The sequence below is a fragment of the Caulobacter sp. FWC26 genome, assembly GCF_002742645.2.
GTDB lineage: Bacteria > Pseudomonadota > Alphaproteobacteria > Caulobacterales > Caulobacteraceae > Caulobacter.
On the sequence record NZ_CP033875.1, the window covers coordinates 615,659 to 631,720 of the forward strand.

Consider the following 16,062-nt stretch of genomic DNA (forward strand, 5'->3'; position numbering starts at 1 on the left):
GTGATGCGCAGATCGGGTAGCTCGTAGAACGGCGTTACCCGCTCGTTAAGAGTCATCCCCGCAAACCTCCTGCCCGGGGAGAATGCAAACGATGTCACTACGAATTTCAGGTACGTTGAACCTCTTCGCGGTGTCTTTGATCGCGGCGTTCGCTATCGCCACGGGCGCAGCCACCTATGCCTTGATGACCTTGCGCGTGGGCGGTCCAGTCTCGGAGCGCCAGATGGAGGCCGACGCCCTGGTGGCCGATATCCTGCCGCCACCGCTGTTCATTGTTGAAGCGCTGCTGACCGCGCACCGCGGTCCGGACGAACTGGACAAGTCAGCCGAACTCGACCGTCACATCGAAGAGCTGCAAACCAGTTACGAAGACCGCCGCGCCCATTGGGCGACACGGCCTCTTACGCCCGAGATCAAGGAGACTTTGGCGGCCTCTGACACTCATGTGCGCGCGTTCTGGGACATCGCCGACAAGCAGTTCCGTCCCGCCCTGCGCGCCGGCGATGTGGCCGCCATGAATGCGGCGCTCGATCGGATGAGCATAGCCTACCTGGAGCACCGCAAGGTTATCGACAAGCTTACGCCGCTGGCGGTGGGTCTTTCGAAGGCGCAGGTCCACTCCGCCGAGGCGCAATCGAGCCGCATCTTCATCGCGGTGGGCCTAGCCACGGTGCTGATGCTGGTGGTGGCGGCGGTCGGCGTGTGGATTTTGCGCCGGAAGGTCGTCACGCCGCTGCTGCGTATGACCCAGTACATGGGCGCCCTGGCTGACGGCGACTACGATAAGGACGTCCCCCATCAGGGACGCCCCGACGAGATCGGAGAGATGGCGCGTTCGGTCGGCGTGTTCCGCGCCGCCGTGCTGGAGCGCCGCGCCGCCCGCCAGCAGCAGGAGGCCGCCGACGCCCGTTCGATGGAGGCCCAGCAACGCCAAGCCGAAGAGGCCACGGCCGAGGCGCGCCGCCGGGATCAGGTTGTCTCCGCGCTGGATCGCGGCTTGAGCGGCCTTGCGCGTGGCGAACTCAATCAGCGGATCGATGAGCCATTCCCGCCCGAGTTCGAGCAGCTTCGGATCAACTTCAACGCCTCGGTGCGGACCCTGGAGTCCACCTTGGCGAAGGTTGTCGCGATGGCGGGTTCCGTGGGTGGTGGCGCGGGCCAGATCTCCTCGGCGGCCGACGACCTGGCGCGGCGCACCGAACAGCAGGCGGCCAGCCTCGAAGAGACGGCGGCTGCCCTGCAAGAGGTCACCTCGACGATCCGCCAGAGCGCCGAGCGCGCCGCGACAGCCCGGCAGTCGACATCGCGCAGCCGCTCGTCCGTGACCCAGTCGGCGGACCTGGCTGGCGAAGCGATTCTCGCCATGGAGCGTATCGACGGTTCTTCGCGCCAAATCACCCAGATCATCGGGGTGATCGACGAGATCGCTTTCCAGACCAACCTCCTGGCCTTGAATGCCGGAGTCGAGGCGGCGCGCGCGGGCGAGGCGGGACGTGGCTTCGCCGTTGTCGCCATGGAGGTCCGCGCGCTGGCTCAGCGGTCGGCCGACGCGGCCAAGGAGATCAAGGGCCTGATCGCCGAAGCCTCGTCCAGCGTCGAAAGCGGCGTCGGCCTTGTGGGGCGCGTCGGTCAGGCGCTGGGCGCAGTCGTCGATGAGTTCACGGGGATTGAGTCCCTGGTCAACGACATCGCCCTCGCCGCGCAGGAACAAGCCATCGGCCTTGGCCAGATCAACAGCGCCGTCGTTCAAATGGATCAGGTAACCCAGCAGAACGCGGGCATGGTCGAGGAGACCACTGCCGCCAGCCACGGTCTGACCCGCGAAGCCTTGGAACTGATGCGTCTGGTTCAGGCCTTCCGGCTAAGCGAGGAGGCGCGCCGCCAAGCCGCCTAGGCGCTACCTCAGGGCCACTTCACCGTTGGCGGCATCGAGCTCAAGATCGATTCGACGTTGCCGCCGGTCTTCAGGCCGAACATCGTGCCGCGGTCGTAGAGCAGGTTGAACTCGACGTAGCGGCCCCGCTGCACCAGTTGCTGCTCCCGCTCATCGGCGGTCCAGGCCTCGCCCATCCGGCGGCGCACCAGGGTGGGATAGACCTCTAGAAATGCCCGGCCGACGTCCTGGGTGAAGGCGAAGTCGCGCTCCCAGTCGCCGCTGTCGTGGTGATCGTAGAAGATCCCGCCGATGCCGCGTGGCTCGTTGCGGTGCGGCAGGAAGAAGTACTCGTCGCACCAGGCCTTGTACTTTGGGTGCCACGCCGGATCGTACTTGTCGCAGGCCTGCTTGTAGGCGGCGTGGAAGTCGATCGCGTCCGGGAAGTCCTGCTGACGCTGATAGCCGAGCAGGGGGGTGAGATCCCCGCCGCCGCCGAACCAGCTCTGGGTCGTGGCGATAAAGCGCGTGTTCATGTGCACCGCAGGCACGCGCGGATTGGTCATGTGGGCGATCAGGCTGATTCCTGTGGCGAAGAACCGGGGGTCTTCCGCCGCGCCCGGCATGTTCTTGGCCATTTCCGGGGTGAAGGTTCCGAACACGGTCGAGACGTGGACGCCCACCTTCTCGAACAGGCGACCGTGCATCATGCCCATCACGCCGCCGCCGCCGGCGGGACGCTCCCAGGCCTTTCTCTCGAACCGTCCCGGCGCGCCGGGATAGAGGTCGGCGGGGGCCTCGTCCTCAAGCTGCTCGAACGCGGCGCAGATCTGATCGCGCAGGTTTTCGAACCACGCGCGGGCGGCGGCCTTCTTGGTGTCGAGATCTTGATCGGTGCTCATACCCGCCGATTAAGCCCCCTCGCGCCCGTGTGCAAATGGGGGTTTGATCAGATGACGCCGGAGCGTTCGACAACGGGCAGGGAGCCCGGCCATAATCGCCGGTAAGGGCTCGAACTAAGTCAGCGCCGTGAAGATCAGGGCGACCACGACAATGTCGAAGATACGGACGGCGATGGACATGGCGAGCTCGCGGCGATGAATTCACCTTCGATTAAGCAAGAACGGCGCCAGCCGGCGGTGGTGAACTGATGGCTCTGTTCTTCGATGCCGCCTGGTACGACCAGCGCCTGACCGAACGCGGGCTTTCCCGCGCTGTTCTGGCGTCCGTCGCGGGCATGGCCGAGGCCGATCTCGCCTTGGCCTTCAAGGACCAGCGCGAGCTTTCCATGCGGGAAATCAACGCTTTCGCCGAGCTGTTGGGGGTATCGTCGGACGAAGCGGCGTCGCGCGCGGGAGTGCGCACGCCCCCGCCAAGCGACCGGGATCGGATCGCGGCGTTGGAGGACCGCGTCGCCGCGTTGGAGGCGCGCCTGGCGCGTCTAACGGCTTAGATGTTGGTCTTTTTCAGCAGGCCGGTCGGGGGACGGCGGTCCGCTGGACCGGAATATTCCGTCTCAAGATAGGTCGATCTCGCCGTATCCAGCACTTCCTTCCCACCACGCAGGCCGCGCTTTTGGCCCGACTGTCCCATCAGGTGCGCGGCGAAGGCGGCGAAGCCTTCGCGTCGCGGGGGCGTCGGCGGGGCTTGAACGTCTTCTTCGACCACGAAGACCACGTCTTCGTCTGTGTCCTGGCGCGCCGAATCGCGCGGCGCCGGCAGGGCGCGGCGCGTGGGGCCAGGGCGTCGAAGGGGATCGATCGGACCGCTCATGGGCGAAATCCTAGAGCCAGGACGGTTAAGAACGGCTGGATCGGCTTGGTTAAGACTTGCTGGCCAGCTTGGCGATCTGTTCCTGCATCGCCTCCAGTTGGCGCTTCATCTCCGTCAGGGTGTCGTCCGTCTGCGGAGCAGGGGCGGGAGTGGGCTCCGCCGGCGCGGCAGGAGCGTCCTCGGGGCGAACATAGGCGAACGGCGAGAACATCTTCATCGCTCGGTCGAACAGCGCCATGTTCTGACGGATCTGGTCTTCGTAGACGCCAATGCCGGGCATTTTGCCGGGGGCCATGTTGCTCAGTTGGCCGCGCAGCCGTTCCTGCTGCTTGGCGAAGCTCTCCAGCGACATTTCCAAGTACGAGGGCAGGAAAGCCTGCATCGAGTTGCCGTAGAAGCCGATCAGCTGGCGAAGGAACTGGATGGGCAGCAGGTTCTGACCGCCGCCGCGGTTTTCTTCTTCGAAGATGATCTGGGTCAGGACCGAGCGGGTGATGTCGTCGTTGGTCTTGGCGTCGTAGACTACGAAGTCGACGCCTTCCTTCACCATATCCGAAAGGTGTTCGAGGGTGACGTACGAGGAAGACGCTGTGTTGTAGAGGCGACGGTTGGCGTATTTCTTGATGATCACGCGCTGGCCGGCCGATTTCTCGGTCCCGGCGGCCGTTTCGCCTTTTTCAGGGTTCTCGGACATTTCGTTCCCTAAGACAGCGGTTACGTCCGCTTTTCGCATCGCACTATCGCGAATGCAAAGGCATGACGCCAGTGGTCTGATGACTTGGAGCTGTCGCCAAGGCGTGAAAATGTGCTCGTGACGAACGCGGTCATGGCGTGCATGGTGATGCTGCATTGCAAAAGAACGGGCGCCGCAATCGCGAAGCGTCACGTCAGAACGTTACGGGAGCTATCGCATGAGCGAGATTGTCATCGTTTCCGCCGCCCGCACGCCGGTGGGCTCGTTCAATGGGGCCCTGGCCAGCCTGCCCGCCGCCGAGCTGGGCAAGGCCGCCATCGAGGCCGCCATCTCCCGCGCGGGCATTGCGCCGTCGGACGTGGATGAAGTCATCCTGGGCCAGGTGCTGCAAGCCGCCGCCGGCCAGGGGCCGGCGCGTCAAGCCTCGGTCAAGGCCGGCATCCCGGTCGAGGCGCCGGCCTGGAGTCTGAACCAGCTTTGCGGCTCGGGCCTGCGGGCCGTGGCCCTGGCGGCTCAGCAGATCGCCGACGGCTCGGCCAAGGTGGTCGTCGCCGGCGGTCAGGAGAGCATGAGTCAAGCCCCGCATGCTCAGAACCTTCGTGGCGGCCAGAAGATGGGCGACCTGCAGTTCGTCGACACCATGATCAAGGACGGCCTGTGGGACGCCTTCCACGGCTACCACATGGGGCAGACGGCCGAGAACATCGCCAGCCGCTGGCAGATCACCCGCGAGGATCAGGACAAGTTCGCGGTCACCAGCCAGAACCGCGCCGAGGCCGCTCAGAAGGCCGGCAAGTTCGATGACGAGATCGTTCCGATCACGATCAAGGGCCGCAAGGGCGACACCATCGTCGACAAGGACGAGTTCATCCGCCACGGCGCCACGATCGAGAGCGTCCAGGGCCTAAAGCCTGTGTTTGCCAAGGAAGGCTCGGTCACCGCCGCCAACGCCTCGGGCCTGAATGACGGCGCCGCCGCCCTGGTGCTGATGAGCGCCGAGGAAGCCGCCAAGCGCGGTCTCAAACCGCTGGCCAAGATCGCCTCGTGGGCCAACGCCGGTGTCGAGCCCGAGATCATGGGCACCGGCCCGATCCCGGCCTCGAAGAAGGCGCTGGAGAAGGCTGGCTGGTCGGTGTCCGAGCTCGACCTCGTAGAGAGCAACGAAGCCTTCGCCGCCCAGGCCCTTTGCGTGGTGCGCGAGCTGGGCCTCGACCCGGCCAAGGTGAACGTCAACGGCGGCGCGATCGCCATCGGCCACCCGATCGGCGCTTCGGGCGCGCGCATCCTGACCACCCTGGTTCATGAGATGAAGCGATCGGGCGCCAAAAAGGGTCTCGCCACGCTGTGCGTCGGTGGCGGCATGGGCGTGGCCATGTGCGTGGAAGCGGTCTGAGGCAACTCTTCGGTGACCTGCCCTTCCGTGGGTCACCGCCAACCATAAGAAAAGCGATCGGGAGAGATTTATGACGAGAGTTGCGTTCGTGACCGGCGGCACCCGCGGGATCGGTCGAGCCATCTGCGAGCGGCTGATCGCCGACGGCCACAAGGTGGCGGCCGGCTACTCCGGCAACGAAGCCGCCGCCGAGGCCTGCGCCAAGGAATTGGGCGTGATGGTCGTGAAGGGCAATGTCGGCGTATTCGAGGATTGCCAGGCGGCCGTGAAGAAGGTCGAGGCCGAGCTCGGCCCCATCGACATCCTGGTCAACAACGCCGGCATCACCCGCGACGGCATGCTGCACAAGATGACCTACGAACAGTGGTCGGAAGTGATCCGGGTCAATATGGACTCGGCCTTCAACATGACCCGTCCAGTGATCGAGGGCATGCGTGATCGTAGCTGGGGCCGCATCATCAACATCAGCTCCATCAATGGCCAGAAGGGCCAGATGGGCCAGACCAACTACTCGGCGGCCAAGGCCGGTCTGATCGGCTTCACCAAGGCGCTGGCCTTGGAGAACGCCAAGAAGGGCGTGACGGTCAATGTGATCTGTCCCGGCTATATCGACACCGACATGGTCGCGGCCGTGCCGGAAAACGTGCTGGCGCAGATCGTCGCCGGGATCCCGGTGGGGCGCCTGGGCCGGGGCGAGGAGATCGCCGACATGGTCTCGTTCCTGGCCGGCGAGCGCGCGGGCTTCGTGACCGGCGCCACGCTCACCCTGAACGGCGGCCAGTACATGGCCTAGTGACGCGGCCCCGAAGCTCGGACTTGACGCTGACTGTTGCGGTTTGGCCTCATGTTCCGAGCTTTGGGTGATCGGCGTTTACGCGTCCAAGATTCGCCCCACTCCGGGGGCACTACGGATCGCATGACATTCTGTAAGGCGGAGTTTGGCGGATGGAGCGCCCGGGCGGCGCTGATGATCGCCGCTCTGGCGTTCATGGGGGCCTCGGCGCACGCTCAGCAGCTCCCGCATTCGCTGCGTGACGCTCTGCTGGGTCACAAGGGCCCGGCCGAGGCGCGCCGCGTGCCCGCGCCGCCCGTGGCCCGCTACGTGTCCGAGACCGGCGGCGCCTTTGTCTTCGACCAGGCCGCGTCGCGGCCGCTAATCAAGTTCGACAACAGCGCCGAGATCTGGGTCCTCCAGCCGCAACCGGCTTCGCGCGGCGACGTCATCTACCGTAACGATCTTGGCGAGCCGGTCCTGCGGGTGACCAAGCTGGGCGGGATTATCCTCTTCACTGACGACGCGCCGATGGGCGCGGCAGCGGCGCTTTCGGGACGCGCGCCCTCGATCCAGCCGCCGGCGATCCTCTCGTTCAACGTGTTCGTGCAGCGCGTGCGTATCGCCACTGCGCGCGCCAGTCGTGCGGCGCAGCGCGATATCGAATTCGCCACTGTGCAGGATGTGCGCCCGGAAACGGCGGTGCTGGCCGCCGACTCGGCCACGGTGGTCGCCGAGGCGTTCGAGCGCATGGCCCGCAAGGGCGACCGCTCGTTGATGTCACAGATCGCTCGGGTGCTGCTGGCCGAGGGGCGCAAGCCTTCGGCGACCTTGAAGGACGGGGCGCTTACCGTGACCTACTCGCCCGACCAGGGGCTGGCCGGGCGGCCGTCCTCGAAGAAGATTATCAAGGTGATCCACCGCTAGCAGTTCGTCGAACATCGTTATTTAGATTCGATGTCGCGCCCTCCGCCGCCATTTACGCCGCTGAACGAGGTCGCTATCGATACTGCCGTGAGGTGTTGGCGCGCGAATTCAACCTTGCATAACGCGACGCCATTGCGTCTTTTCGCGCGTTCGCAGAGTCCTAATATCACCTGATGGTCAGTCCCGATCCCGCCGCAGCGCCTGAACCAAGGCGTCTGAAGATGGCCGACATCGCCCGGATGGCGGGTGTGTCGATCTCCACGGTCTCGCGGGCCCTGGCCGGCAATCCCCTGATTCCCAAGCCGCTGCGCGACCAGATCGTCGAGATTGCGCGTACACACGGTTATGTCGTCAATCAGTCGGCCCGATCCCTGCGCCTGCGCAAGACCGATACGATCGGGGTCATCATCCCGCTGGCGCACGAGACCGGGCAACTGATCTCCGATCCGTTCTTTCTGGAAATGGTGGGCCGGCTCGCCGACGAGATCACGCAGCGTGATTACGCGGTCTTGCTGCACAAGGTGGTGATCACCCAGACGGGTTGGTTGGAACGGATCATACAATCGCACCGGGCGGACGGGCTTTTGCTGATCGGGCAAAGCAATCAGCACGAAACGCTGAACGCCATCGCCGAGACCTACCGGCCGTTGGTCGTTTGGGGCGCGCAGTTACCCGGGCAAAAGTACTGCGCGGTCGGAAGTGACAACGTCGCGGGCGGCCGACTGGCGGTGGCGCATCTGGCGCAGGCGGGGCGCAAGCGGATTGCGTTTCTCGGGGCGACCGACGCCCCGGAAGCTGCGCAGCGTTTTGACGGCTACCGACAGGGTTTGGCGGAAGCCGGCCTGCCATTTGATCCCGCCCTTGTCGTGCCTGCTCACTACACCATGGAAGAGGCGGGCCGGACGGTCGCCGACTTTCTTGCTGCCGGGATTCCCTTCGACGCCATTTTCGCCTTTTCCGATGTGATCGCCCTGGCGGCGGTATCGGCGCTGAACGAAGCGGGTCGAAGCGTCCCGGCGGACGTAGCGGTGGTCGGCTTTGACGACATCGTGCTGGCGCGACACAGCGCCCCGCCCCTGACGACCGTGCGCCAGGATCTGGCGATGGGCGCCCGGACGATGGTGGATCTTCTGTTCGAGCGCATGTCCGGCGGACCGGTGCGTTCAGCCTTGACGCCCGTCGACCTCGTGACGCGTGGGAGCAGCCTCTAGCTAGAAGCGTGGGGCGTCAGGCCGCTTCGATGCCGATCGCCTTCAAGTCCTTCAGGAAGCGGGTCAGGCTCTGGTGCGAACGGCGCAGGCCTTGAAGCACTTCCGGTTTGGCCAAGGCCGAGTGAGGCACGATGAAGCCCTCGCGTCCGACGCGCTGGGCCATGCCCTTCTCCAGCATCTCCACAAAGCGACGGCGAACCGTCTCGTAGGGAAGGCCCAGGGAATCGGCAACCTGCCGCACTGTGAGCGGGCGTCGCTCATGGTCTGGCGGAACGTCATCTACGTCGGCGTAGTGCCCGCCCCGGATATGCGAACAGTTCCCGGCCCACAAGGTGGTGAAGACCAGCGCGTAAAGCAGGTCGGAGCCATGGACCTCGTTGGCGATCTCAACCCAGCGCAGAATATAATCGGTCGCGTACCGCGATGCGGCCCGCGCGTTGGCGTAGTCTTCGGACATAGACGACTTCTTCCCCCCGGAATCAGCACTTGTAATGTGACTTGAAAAGGATTGCATGGCTCACCGAACGACGCCATGCGACCAAGTTGCCCACAATGGGTACCCGCCTTGGGCGCCTGCGACATCCTGTCGCAGGGCCTCGCGGCGTGCGGCTAAAGAAGCTGGCCGAAGGCGAAAACACGCCCCGCATCTCGCGCGCGAAAGGCAGGCGCGCCCTGATCCAGGGCAAACCGCCGGCAAAATCTGGTGAGCTAGCCCTGGGTGGGCGTCCAGTCGGGCGGGGCCATCTCGAACCCTTCGAATTGAAAGCCGGGCGCCACGGTGCAGCCAACCAGCGTCCAGGCTCCAAGGCTGACGGCGGTCTGCCACCAGAGGGTCGGGACGATCACCTGGGGGCGGCATCCGGCGCGTAGATCTGGGCCAAGCACATGGGCCGTAGCGCCCTTGCCATCGGGCGGAGACAGGGTCAGCGAGATCGGCGCGCCAGCGTAGTAGTGCCAGGTCTCGACCGCATCGACGCGGTGCCAGGCCGACATCTGCTCGGCTTCCAACAGATAGTAGATGCAAGTCGAGGCGGCGCGGCCGTCAGGGCCCGGCGCATCCTCAAACGTCTGCCGATACCAGCCGCCTTCGGGATGCGGCTGAAGGTCCAGCATCCGCACGATCTCCCGCGCGCCCAGATCGCCTGAGAGGCCAAGCCCCGCTCTGGTCATGTCGCTCATCCCTTGAAGCCGTCCTTGGCCGCGCGGATGTCGCCGAAGGCTTGCGCCGGCGAGGCTGCGCCGGGCCGCAGCAAAGGCGCGCGGAGAAAGGGGTTGGTGGCCTTCTCGACCCCGATTGTGGTGGGCACGGTCGGCTCGCTACGATCGCGGGCGGCGAAGACACTTTCGGCCCGCGCTTTTGTTTCTGGCGCATTGTCCACCGCGAGGGCGAAGCGCGCGTTCGACGCTGTGTACTCATGGGCGCAGTAGACGGCCGTTTCGTCCGGCAGGGCGGCCAATCTCTGAAGCGACGCCCACATCTGTTCAGCCGTGCCCTCAAACAGTCGTCCGCAGCCGAGCGCGAACAGGGTGTCACCGACAAAGGCGATCGCATTCTCGGCGTCATGATAGCTGATATGGCCAAGCGTATGGCCGCCGGTGTCGATGACCTGCAGACGGGTCTCGCCCAGCATCACGACATCGCCGTCGCGAAGCGCGCGGTCCAGGGGCGCGATGCGGGTGACCTCGGCGGGGCCTGCGATCGTCGCGCCGGTGGCCGTCTTTAGGGCCTCGTTGCCACCGGCGTGGTCCGGATGCCAGTGCGTGTTGAGGATCATGTCCAGGGGCCAACCCAGCCTGCCCAGTTCGGCCAGGATGGCCCCGGCGTCGGGCGTGTCGATGGCGGCGACCTTGCCGGTGGCCTCGTCGCGCACGAGAAAGCCGTAGTTGTCGGACAGGCAAGGGAACTGGTGAACGATCAAGGCCATGAGGGTGCTCTGGTGCGGTGACGCCGGGGAGCCTACAACGAAGGTCTCGTGGTTCGGGAGACTCAATGCGTCGCGACGTGCTCGATCTCAGGGCCTTCTACGCTTCGCCGCTGGGGCGCGCGGCGCGGACGATGCTGACCCGAAAGGTCGAAGAGGCCTGGGGCGACACCCGCGATCTCGATGTCTTGGGCGTGGGTTACGCGACGCCGTTCCTGGACGCGCCTCGCGCCAAGGCCCGCCGCGTGGTGGCCGCGATGCCCGCCCAACAGGGGGTCGAGGTCTGGCCCCACGGCGGGCGTAACCTGGCCTGCCTGGTTGAGGACGCCGCTCTGCCTCTGCCCAACGCCATGTTCGACCGCGTCCTGGCGGTTCACGCGCTCGAGGAGGCGGATGACCCGAGCGCTCTGCTGGGGGAGATTGGCCGGGTGATGGCGCCGACCGGTCGGCTGATCGTCGCCGTCTCTTCCCGCGACGGCGCTTGGGCGGGCGCGGAGGGCACGCCGTTCGGGCACGGCCGCCCTTATAGCCGCAGTCAGTTGGAGAGCCTGATTCGCGAGGCTGAACTTGAGCCCGCGGGCTGGACGCGCGCGCTCTATGTTCCGCCCATCGCCGCTATGTCGAACTGGGCCGAGGGCTTCGAGCAGGTCGGCGCGACCCTCTGGCCGCGTTTCGCCGGCGTGATCCTGATGGAGGCGATCAAGCAGACCTTCGCGGTCAAGCCGCGCGGTCATCGCGCCCGGGCGAGAGTTTTCGCGCCCGGCGTGTTGTTACCCAGTCCGGCAGGGCCGACTCCCGCGCGCCACACCGGTGATCGCCCCGTTTCGGTCCATAAGGCGCCCGTTCCTCAGGCGCCGAGTGGCCTTGATCTCTGAACGCACTTGGAGCGAAGCGTCTCGACGCCTAGCTTGGAGTCGTAGAAACCGTTCGCTGGCTGGAGCCGCGCCATGAAGATGATCGTCGCCGTGATTAAGCCGAGCCGCCTCGACGCGGTGCTCGAAGCGGTCACCGAGGCGGGAGCGTCCGGTCTGACCGTGACCGAGGTCCGCGGCTATGGCCGCCAGAAGGGCAAGACCGAGGTCTACCGCGGCGCCGAGTACGAGGTGAAGCTGCTTCCCAAGGTGAAGCTGGAGATCGCCGTGCCCACCGATGTGCTGGAACCGGTGATCGAGGCGCTCCAGCGCACCGCCAACACCGGCAAGATCGGCGACGGCAAGGTCTTCGTCCTGGACTTGGAACAGGCCCTGCGGATTCGCACCGGCGAGCGTGACGCCGCCGCCATCGCCGGCTGACCCGAACAAGAGTTCACGAGACCGCGCGCTCAAGCGGAGCCATAACGCCTTCACGCGCGTTTCACAGCGAGTCGCGGCGTTAGGGTGGACATGGTCGAGCGCGCTTCAGTCTTCCAACCAGGCTACAACTGCTGGCGGGTCGAGCCCGCCGACCGCGTAGCCCTGTTCATCGACAACGATGAAACCTTCGACGCGCTGAAGCCCCTGCTTCTGGCGGCGCGGAAGTCGATCTGGATTCTGGCCTGGGTGTTCGATCCGTTGACCCGTCTCGATCCGGACCGGGTGCGAAAGAGCCGTGACCCCACCTCGGCGGATCGGATTGGCCTGATCCTGCGCCGTCAGGCCGCGCTTAACCCGGGGCTCGACGTAAGGGTGCTCACCTGGGACATGCCGTTCCCTATCGCCGCATCGCAGCTGTTCGGTCCCCACCGCGGCGCGGCGTTCTTCGCCGGTTCGCAGGTCAAGTACCGGCTGGACGCCACCTTGCCGGCAAGCGCCTGCCATCACCAGAAGGCGGTCATCATCGACGGGGTGACCGCGCTGGTCAGCGGCGGCGATATCAGCGTCGACCGCTGGGACGACACCCGACATCTCGACGACAATCCGCTACGTCGCCTGCCGACGGGCCGGCGCTATCCCGCCCGCCACGAGGTCTCGATGCTGGTTGATGGCCGCGCGGGCGAGGCGATGGCGGACCTGTTTGTCGATCGCTGGCGGGCATCGGGCGGCGACGCCATCGAGCGTCCCACGCGGCCAGAGGAAACGCCTTGGCCAGAAGGGCTGGTCCCCGATCTGCGCCGCACGCCAGTGGCCGTCGCCCGTACCTCGGCCGCGTGGCAAGGACGTCCGGAGGTCACCGAGTGCATGCTGCTGCACCTCTCCGCCATCCGGCGGGCCAAGCGGCTCATTTATCTTGAGAACCAGTACGTCACCTCACCGGTGCTCGTTGAAGCCCTGGCCGAGCGGCTGGCCGAGCCTGATGGGCCCGAGGTCGTCACCATCGGGCCGGCCCGCAGCCCCAGCTACTTCGACCAGATGACCATGGACAGCGCCCGGACGGCGGCGATCAACCGTCTGCGCGAGGTCGACATCCATCGCCGATTTTCAGCCTTCTCCGCCCATACGCCAAAGGGCGGACCCATCATCGTTCACTCCAAGGTCTCGATCATCGACGACGAAGTGCTGCGGATCGGGTCGGCCAACCTGAATAACCGCTCCATCGGCCTCGACAGTGAGTGCGATCTGGCGTTCGAGGCGCGCGACGATCGCGAGCGCGAGACGATCCGAGGCTTCCTCGGACGGCTAGTCGGTCACTTCATCGATCGCTCGACGCTGGATGTGCTGGAGGCGATGGCGCGAGAGGGCGGACTGGCGGCGGCGATCAACGCGCTCGACGTGCGTGGCGGGCCGCCGAGACGGCTTCAACCGGTGCCGGTGCGCAAGCTGAGCGCGGTCGAGCAGTTCATCGCGGACTGGAGTCTGGGCGACGCCATCGCGCCGGACGACGCCTGGCGGCCCTGGGGTCGTCGCAAGCGCCTGCGGCGTGACATCGCCCGGCTCACCGCGCCGCCGCCGCTGCCTCCGGACCACCTTCGTCCGTAATTTCAAGCTCGATCACCAGCGGCAGGTGATCTGAGGCCAGTCGCGCGCGGGCGTCGTAGGGGGAGCTGATCGCGCGGGTCTCCAAGCCCTTCGTAAGGAATACGTGGTCGATCCGCATGAACGGGAAGCTCGACGGGAACGTCGCGGTCGCAGGGCGCAACCAGGCGGGCCCCGGCGCCTGAGCGTCGCGCAGCGCCGTCCGCAGCATGCGGTAGGTGGCCGAGTAGGGCGTGGCGTTGAAGTCGCCGAGCACTACGCCAGGGGCGACCCAGGCGTCATCGCCCATCCATTCGGGACCGAGCAGGGCGGCCGCCTGGCGCTTCTGCTCTTGGGGGACGAGGCCAAGGTGCGTGTTGATGATCTGAACCTTGGCGTCGCCGACCTCGACCTCGATCCACAGTGCGCCGCGCGGCTCCAGGCCGGGCACCCGGCGATATACTGGCAAGCCCTGGGCCTTGATCCGGCGCTCCGGCAGGGCGGTCAGGATCGCGTCGCCATAGAGCTCTTCCTCTACGGCCATGGCCGGGTGGAAGTGGAAGCTCATTTTCAGCAGTTCGGCCAGGCGATGGGCCTGATCGACTCCATTCGTCCTGGCGCGCCCCACGTCCAGTTCCTGCAAGGCCACCACGTCCGGCCGTTCAGCCGCGATGACCTCGGCCACACGCTCGATGTCGAGCCTGCGGTCCGTGCCCACACATCGGTGGACGTTGTAGGTCATCAGACGAAGCGTCTTCATCCGTCGAAGAGATCGCCCGAGTTCGACGGAAGTTCCCGAGTCGGCGGCGCGCCGTTGCGGCTGAGCATGAACAGGCAGGTTTCGGTTCGCCAGTTCTCAAGTGCGCTGGAAGGGTTCATCGGCCGCGCCGCGCCCTTGCCGGCGAAGGCGGCGCTGGCGTCGACCCGCAAGTTCAGGTCCTCCGTCAGAGCCATGAAGTCGGCCAGGGTGCAGAGGTGGATGTTCGGCGTCGACCACCAGGGCAGGGGCAGGGCCTTGGTCTCAGGCATCCGGCCGCGGCTTAGCAGCGACCAGCGCACGCGCCAGTGGCCGAAGTTCGGGAACGAGACGATGGCGCGGTCGGCGATGCGCAGCAGCTCGTCCAGCACGTGACGCGGATTGCGCGTCGCCTGCAGGGTTTGCGACAGCACTGCGTAGTCAAACGAGCGGTCCGGGAAGTGGTCGAGGTCCAGGTCGGCGTCGCCCTGAACGACCGACAATCCGCGCGCCATGCAGGCCGCCACGCCGGAGGCGCTGAGCTCCAGGCCTCGGGCGTCCACCTGCTTCTCATGAGCCAGGAGGTCCAGCAGCGCGCCTTCGCCGCAGCCGACGTCCAGCACGCGCGAGCCTGGGCGCACCAGGCGCAGGATCTCGCGGAAGTCTTCACGGATCACGGTGTTGCTCAAACCAGCCCCCGATCGCGTTCCGCCGAGGCCAGGAAGCCCTCCAGCGCGGCGTCCATCACCGGTTCGTCCAGCAGGAAGGCGTCATGTCCCTTATCGCTCTCGATCTCGGCGAAGGCGGCGCGGGCGCCGGCGGCGGTCAGTGCGCGGACCAGATGGCGGTTCTCTGCGGTGGGGTAGAGCCAGTCGCTGGAGAAGCTCAGCACGCAGAAGCGCACGTGGCGCGCTCGGGTGAAGGCCTTGGCCAGCACGCCGCCGTGACTGGCGGCGATGTCGAAATAGTCCATCGCCCGGGTGATGTAGAGATAGCTGTTGGCGTCGAACCGGTCGACGAAGCTGGACCCCTGGTGGCGTAGATAGCTTTCGACCTGGAAGTCGGCGTCGAAGCCCCAGGACAGGCCGTCGCGCTGCAGCTCGCGGCCGAACTTTCGTTGCAGGGCGGGTTCGGACAGATAGGTGATGTGTGCGGCCATGCGCGCCACGGCGAGACCCTTCTCAGGCCGCACGCCGTGGTCGGCGTAGGCGCCGCCGCGCCAGTCCGGGTCAGCCATGATTGCCTGTCGGCCCACCTCGTGGAACGCGATATTCTGGGCCGAGTGGCGCGAGGCCGAGGCCAGCACAACGGCGCTGAACATCCGCTCGGGATAGTCCACGGCCCATTGCTGCACCTGCATGCCGCCCATTGAGCCGCCAACGACGGCGAACAGGGTCTCGACCCCGAGCGCCGAGACCAGCATCGCCTGGGCCCTCACCATGTCGGCGATGGTAATGACCGGGAACGACAGGCCGTAGGTCTTGCCGGTCGCCGGATTGATCGACGCCGGCCCCGTCGAGCCCATGCAGCCGCCAATGACGTTCGAGCAGATGATGAAGTGCCGCGCGGGATCCAGTGGCTTGCCTGGACCGACCAGACGCGGCCACCAGCCGGGTTTGCCCGTCACCGGGTGGGGCGAGGCCACATACTGATCCATCGTGAGGGCGTGGCAGATCAGAACGGCGTTGGACTTGTCGGCGTTGAGCTGCCCATAGGTCTGATAGGCGATCTCGAGGCCTTCGATGACCCCCCCCGAGTCCAGCCGTAGAGGTTCGTTGGCGGGAAACCGCCAGGTTCCCCCGCTGGTGGGCGTGACCAGATTGAGAGCAGCCATGCCGCCTTGGAGCGCTTGGCGAAGAAGGTGTCAACCGCCGGCTTCCTGATAGGGCGT

The 16,062-nt window shown here is 66.2% G+C and carries 19 protein-coding genes; 9 read left to right on the top strand and 10 right to left on the bottom strand.

Annotation, left to right across the window (positions count from 1 at the left end):
* Positions 1 to 91: 91 nt before the first annotated feature.
* Positions 92 to 1,894, top strand: coding sequence for a methyl-accepting chemotaxis protein (locus tag CSW63_RS04545; RefSeq protein ID WP_062099224.1), 1,803 nt, complete (start codon positions 92 to 94; stop codon positions 1,892 to 1,894).
* Positions 1,895 to 1,902: 8 nt separating this feature from the next.
* Here the strand turns inward: CSW63_RS04545 and hemF are convergent, their stop codons facing one another.
* Both hemF and CSW63_RS04555 read right to left on the bottom strand, forming a co-directional pair.
* The gene (gene hemF, locus CSW63_RS04550; RefSeq protein ID WP_062099225.1) at positions 1,903 to 2,775 is read right to left on the bottom strand and encodes an oxygen-dependent coproporphyrinogen oxidase; all 873 of its coding nucleotides are present in this window, start codon (positions 2,773 to 2,775) and stop codon (positions 1,903 to 1,905) included.
* A 114-nt stretch (positions 2,776 to 2,889) separates the two neighbouring features.
* Entirely contained in the window at positions 2,890 to 2,955 is a 66-nt protein-coding gene (locus CSW63_RS04555) for a hypothetical protein (protein WP_024265562.1), read from the bottom strand.
* 68 nt (positions 2,956 to 3,023) lie between these two features.
* Between CSW63_RS04555 and CSW63_RS04560 the strand changes: the two genes are divergently transcribed.
* The gene (locus CSW63_RS04560; RefSeq protein WP_062099227.1) at positions 3,024 to 3,326 is read left to right on the top strand and encodes a hypothetical protein; all 303 of its coding nucleotides are present in this window, start codon (positions 3,024 to 3,026) and stop codon (positions 3,324 to 3,326) included.
* Here the strand turns inward: CSW63_RS04560 and CSW63_RS04565 are convergent.
* The gene (locus CSW63_RS04565; RefSeq protein WP_062099229.1) at positions 3,323 to 3,646 is read right to left on the bottom strand and encodes a hypothetical protein; all 324 of its coding nucleotides are present in this window, start codon (positions 3,644 to 3,646) and stop codon (positions 3,323 to 3,325) included. The two genes, CSW63_RS04560 and CSW63_RS04565, sit on opposite strands and share 4 nt — an antisense overlap.
* Before the next feature lie 49 nt (positions 3,647 to 3,695).
* A complete protein-coding gene (gene phaR, locus CSW63_RS04570) occupies positions 3,696 to 4,340 on the bottom strand; it encodes a polyhydroxyalkanoate synthesis repressor PhaR (protein ID WP_062099231.1) in 645 nt (214 codons plus the stop codon).
* A 217-nt stretch (positions 4,341 to 4,557) separates the two neighbouring features.
* Here phaR and CSW63_RS04575 point away from each other — a divergent pair, with 217 nt between their 5' ends.
* The 4 genes from CSW63_RS04575 (at position 4,558) to CSW63_RS04590 (ending at position 8,643) form a co-directional block, all read left to right on the top strand.
* Positions 4,558 to 5,733 (top strand): acetyl-CoA C-acetyltransferase, encoded by a 1,176-nt coding sequence (locus CSW63_RS04575; RefSeq protein WP_062099233.1) that lies wholly within the window; start codon positions 4,558 to 4,560, stop codon positions 5,731 to 5,733.
* A gap of 70 nt (positions 5,734 to 5,803) precedes the next feature.
* On the top strand, positions 5,804 to 6,526 hold the full coding sequence (locus tag CSW63_RS04580) for a beta-ketoacyl-ACP reductase (protein ID WP_062099235.1): 723 nt from the start codon (positions 5,804 to 5,806) through the stop codon (positions 6,524 to 6,526).
* Between the two features lie 123 nt (positions 6,527 to 6,649).
* Positions 6,650 to 7,432, top strand: a complete 783-nt coding sequence (locus CSW63_RS04585; protein ID WP_062099237.1) for a DUF4908 domain-containing protein — start codon at positions 6,650 to 6,652, stop codon at positions 7,430 to 7,432.
* Positions 7,433 to 7,653: 221 nt separating this feature from the next.
* Positions 7,654 to 8,643 (top strand): LacI family DNA-binding transcriptional regulator, encoded by a 990-nt coding sequence (locus CSW63_RS04590; RefSeq protein ID WP_062099240.1) that lies wholly within the window; start codon positions 7,654 to 7,656, stop codon positions 8,641 to 8,643.
* A gap of 16 nt (positions 8,644 to 8,659) precedes the next feature.
* Here the strand turns inward: CSW63_RS04590 and CSW63_RS04595 are convergent, their stop codons facing one another.
* From CSW63_RS04595 to gloB, 3 genes are all read right to left on the bottom strand, one after another.
* Positions 8,660 to 9,100: a hypothetical protein gene (locus CSW63_RS04595; protein WP_062099242.1), complete on the bottom strand. Its 441-nt coding sequence runs from the start codon at positions 9,098 to 9,100 to the stop codon at positions 8,660 to 8,662.
* Between the two features lie 251 nt (positions 9,101 to 9,351).
* A complete protein-coding gene (locus CSW63_RS04600) occupies positions 9,352 to 9,822 on the bottom strand; it encodes a cupin domain-containing protein (protein WP_082749816.1) in 471 nt (156 codons plus the stop codon).
* A complete protein-coding gene (gloB, locus tag CSW63_RS04605) occupies positions 9,819 to 10,568 on the bottom strand; it encodes a hydroxyacylglutathione hydrolase (RefSeq protein ID WP_062099850.1) in 750 nt (249 codons plus the stop codon). Before gloB ends, CSW63_RS04600 begins: the two co-directional genes overlap by 4 nt.
* Before the next feature lie 65 nt (positions 10,569 to 10,633).
* Between gloB and CSW63_RS04610 the strand changes: the two genes are divergently transcribed.
* From CSW63_RS04610 to CSW63_RS04620, 3 genes are all read left to right on the top strand, one after another.
* Entirely contained in the window at positions 10,634 to 11,440 is an 807-nt protein-coding gene (locus CSW63_RS04610) for a class I SAM-dependent methyltransferase (RefSeq protein ID WP_062099851.1), read from the top strand.
* Between the two features lie 72 nt (positions 11,441 to 11,512).
* Entirely contained in the window at positions 11,513 to 11,857 is a 345-nt protein-coding gene (locus tag CSW63_RS04615; protein ID WP_047411696.1) for a P-II family nitrogen regulator, read from the top strand.
* Between the two features lie 84 nt (positions 11,858 to 11,941).
* Entirely contained in the window at positions 11,942 to 13,459 is a 1,518-nt protein-coding gene (locus tag CSW63_RS04620; RefSeq protein ID WP_062099852.1) for a phospholipase D-like domain-containing protein, read from the top strand.
* Here CSW63_RS04620 and CSW63_RS04625 read toward each other — a convergent pair.
* From CSW63_RS04625 to CSW63_RS04635, 3 genes are read right to left on the bottom strand one after another with little or no spacing between them, the layout of a single operon-like run.
* A complete protein-coding gene (locus tag CSW63_RS04625; RefSeq protein WP_062099853.1) occupies positions 13,416 to 14,195 on the bottom strand; it encodes an endonuclease/exonuclease/phosphatase family protein in 780 nt (259 codons plus the stop codon). The two genes, CSW63_RS04620 and CSW63_RS04625, sit on opposite strands and share 44 nt — an antisense overlap.
* A complete protein-coding gene (metW, locus tag CSW63_RS04630; RefSeq protein ID WP_082749819.1) occupies positions 14,192 to 14,860 on the bottom strand; it encodes a methionine biosynthesis protein MetW in 669 nt (222 codons plus the stop codon). The genes CSW63_RS04625 and metW overlap by 4 nt, the downstream gene beginning before the upstream one ends.
* Positions 14,857 to 16,005, bottom strand: a complete 1,149-nt coding sequence (locus CSW63_RS04635; RefSeq protein WP_062099854.1) for a homoserine O-acetyltransferase — start codon at positions 16,003 to 16,005, stop codon at positions 14,857 to 14,859. Before CSW63_RS04635 ends, metW begins: the two co-directional genes overlap by 4 nt.
* Between the last annotated feature and the right edge of the window lie 57 nt (positions 16,006 to 16,062).

Excerpts from the sequence above, each read along its gene's own strand:
- gloB (WP_062099850.1), bottom strand. The coding sequence starts at position 10,568 with ATGGCCTTGATCGTTCACCAGTTCCCTTGCCTGTCCGACAACTACGGC.
- CSW63_RS04600 (WP_082749816.1), bottom strand. The coding sequence starts at position 9,822 with ATGAGCGACATGACCAGAGCGGGGCTTGGCCTCTCAGGCGATCTGGGC.
- CSW63_RS04610 (WP_062099851.1), top strand. The coding sequence starts at position 10,634 with ATGCGTCGCGACGTGCTCGATCTCAGGGCCTTCTACGCTTCGCCGCTG.
- CSW63_RS04560 (WP_062099227.1), top strand. The coding sequence starts at position 3,024 with ATGGCTCTGTTCTTCGATGCCGCCTGGTACGACCAGCGCCTGACCGAA.
- CSW63_RS04625 (WP_062099853.1), bottom strand. The coding sequence starts at position 14,195 with ATGAAGACGCTTCGTCTGATGACCTACAACGTCCACCGATGTGTGGGC.
- CSW63_RS04615 (WP_047411696.1), top strand. The coding sequence starts at position 11,513 with ATGAAGATGATCGTCGCCGTGATTAAGCCGAGCCGCCTCGACGCGGTG.
- CSW63_RS04590 (WP_062099240.1), top strand. The coding sequence starts at position 7,654 with ATGGCCGACATCGCCCGGATGGCGGGTGTGTCGATCTCCACGGTCTCG.
- phaR (WP_062099231.1), bottom strand. The coding sequence starts at position 4,340 with ATGTCCGAGAACCCTGAAAAAGGCGAAACGGCCGCCGGGACCGAGAAA.
- CSW63_RS04545 (WP_062099224.1), top strand. The coding sequence starts at position 92 with ATGTCACTACGAATTTCAGGTACGTTGAACCTCTTCGCGGTGTCTTTG.
- CSW63_RS04595 (WP_062099242.1), bottom strand. The coding sequence starts at position 9,100 with ATGTCCGAAGACTACGCCAACGCGCGGGCCGCATCGCGGTACGCGACC.
- hemF (WP_062099225.1), bottom strand. The coding sequence starts at position 2,775 with ATGAGCACCGATCAAGATCTCGACACCAAGAAGGCCGCCGCCCGCGCG.
- CSW63_RS04580 (WP_062099235.1), top strand. The coding sequence starts at position 5,804 with ATGACGAGAGTTGCGTTCGTGACCGGCGGCACCCGCGGGATCGGTCGA.
- CSW63_RS04635 (WP_062099854.1), bottom strand. The coding sequence starts at position 16,005 with ATGGCTGCTCTCAATCTGGTCACGCCCACCAGCGGGGGAACCTGGCGG.
- CSW63_RS04575 (WP_062099233.1), top strand. The coding sequence starts at position 4,558 with ATGAGCGAGATTGTCATCGTTTCCGCCGCCCGCACGCCGGTGGGCTCG.
- CSW63_RS04565 (WP_062099229.1), bottom strand. The coding sequence starts at position 3,646 with ATGAGCGGTCCGATCGATCCCCTTCGACGCCCTGGCCCCACGCGCCGC.
- CSW63_RS04585 (WP_062099237.1), top strand. The coding sequence starts at position 6,650 with ATGACATTCTGTAAGGCGGAGTTTGGCGGATGGAGCGCCCGGGCGGCG.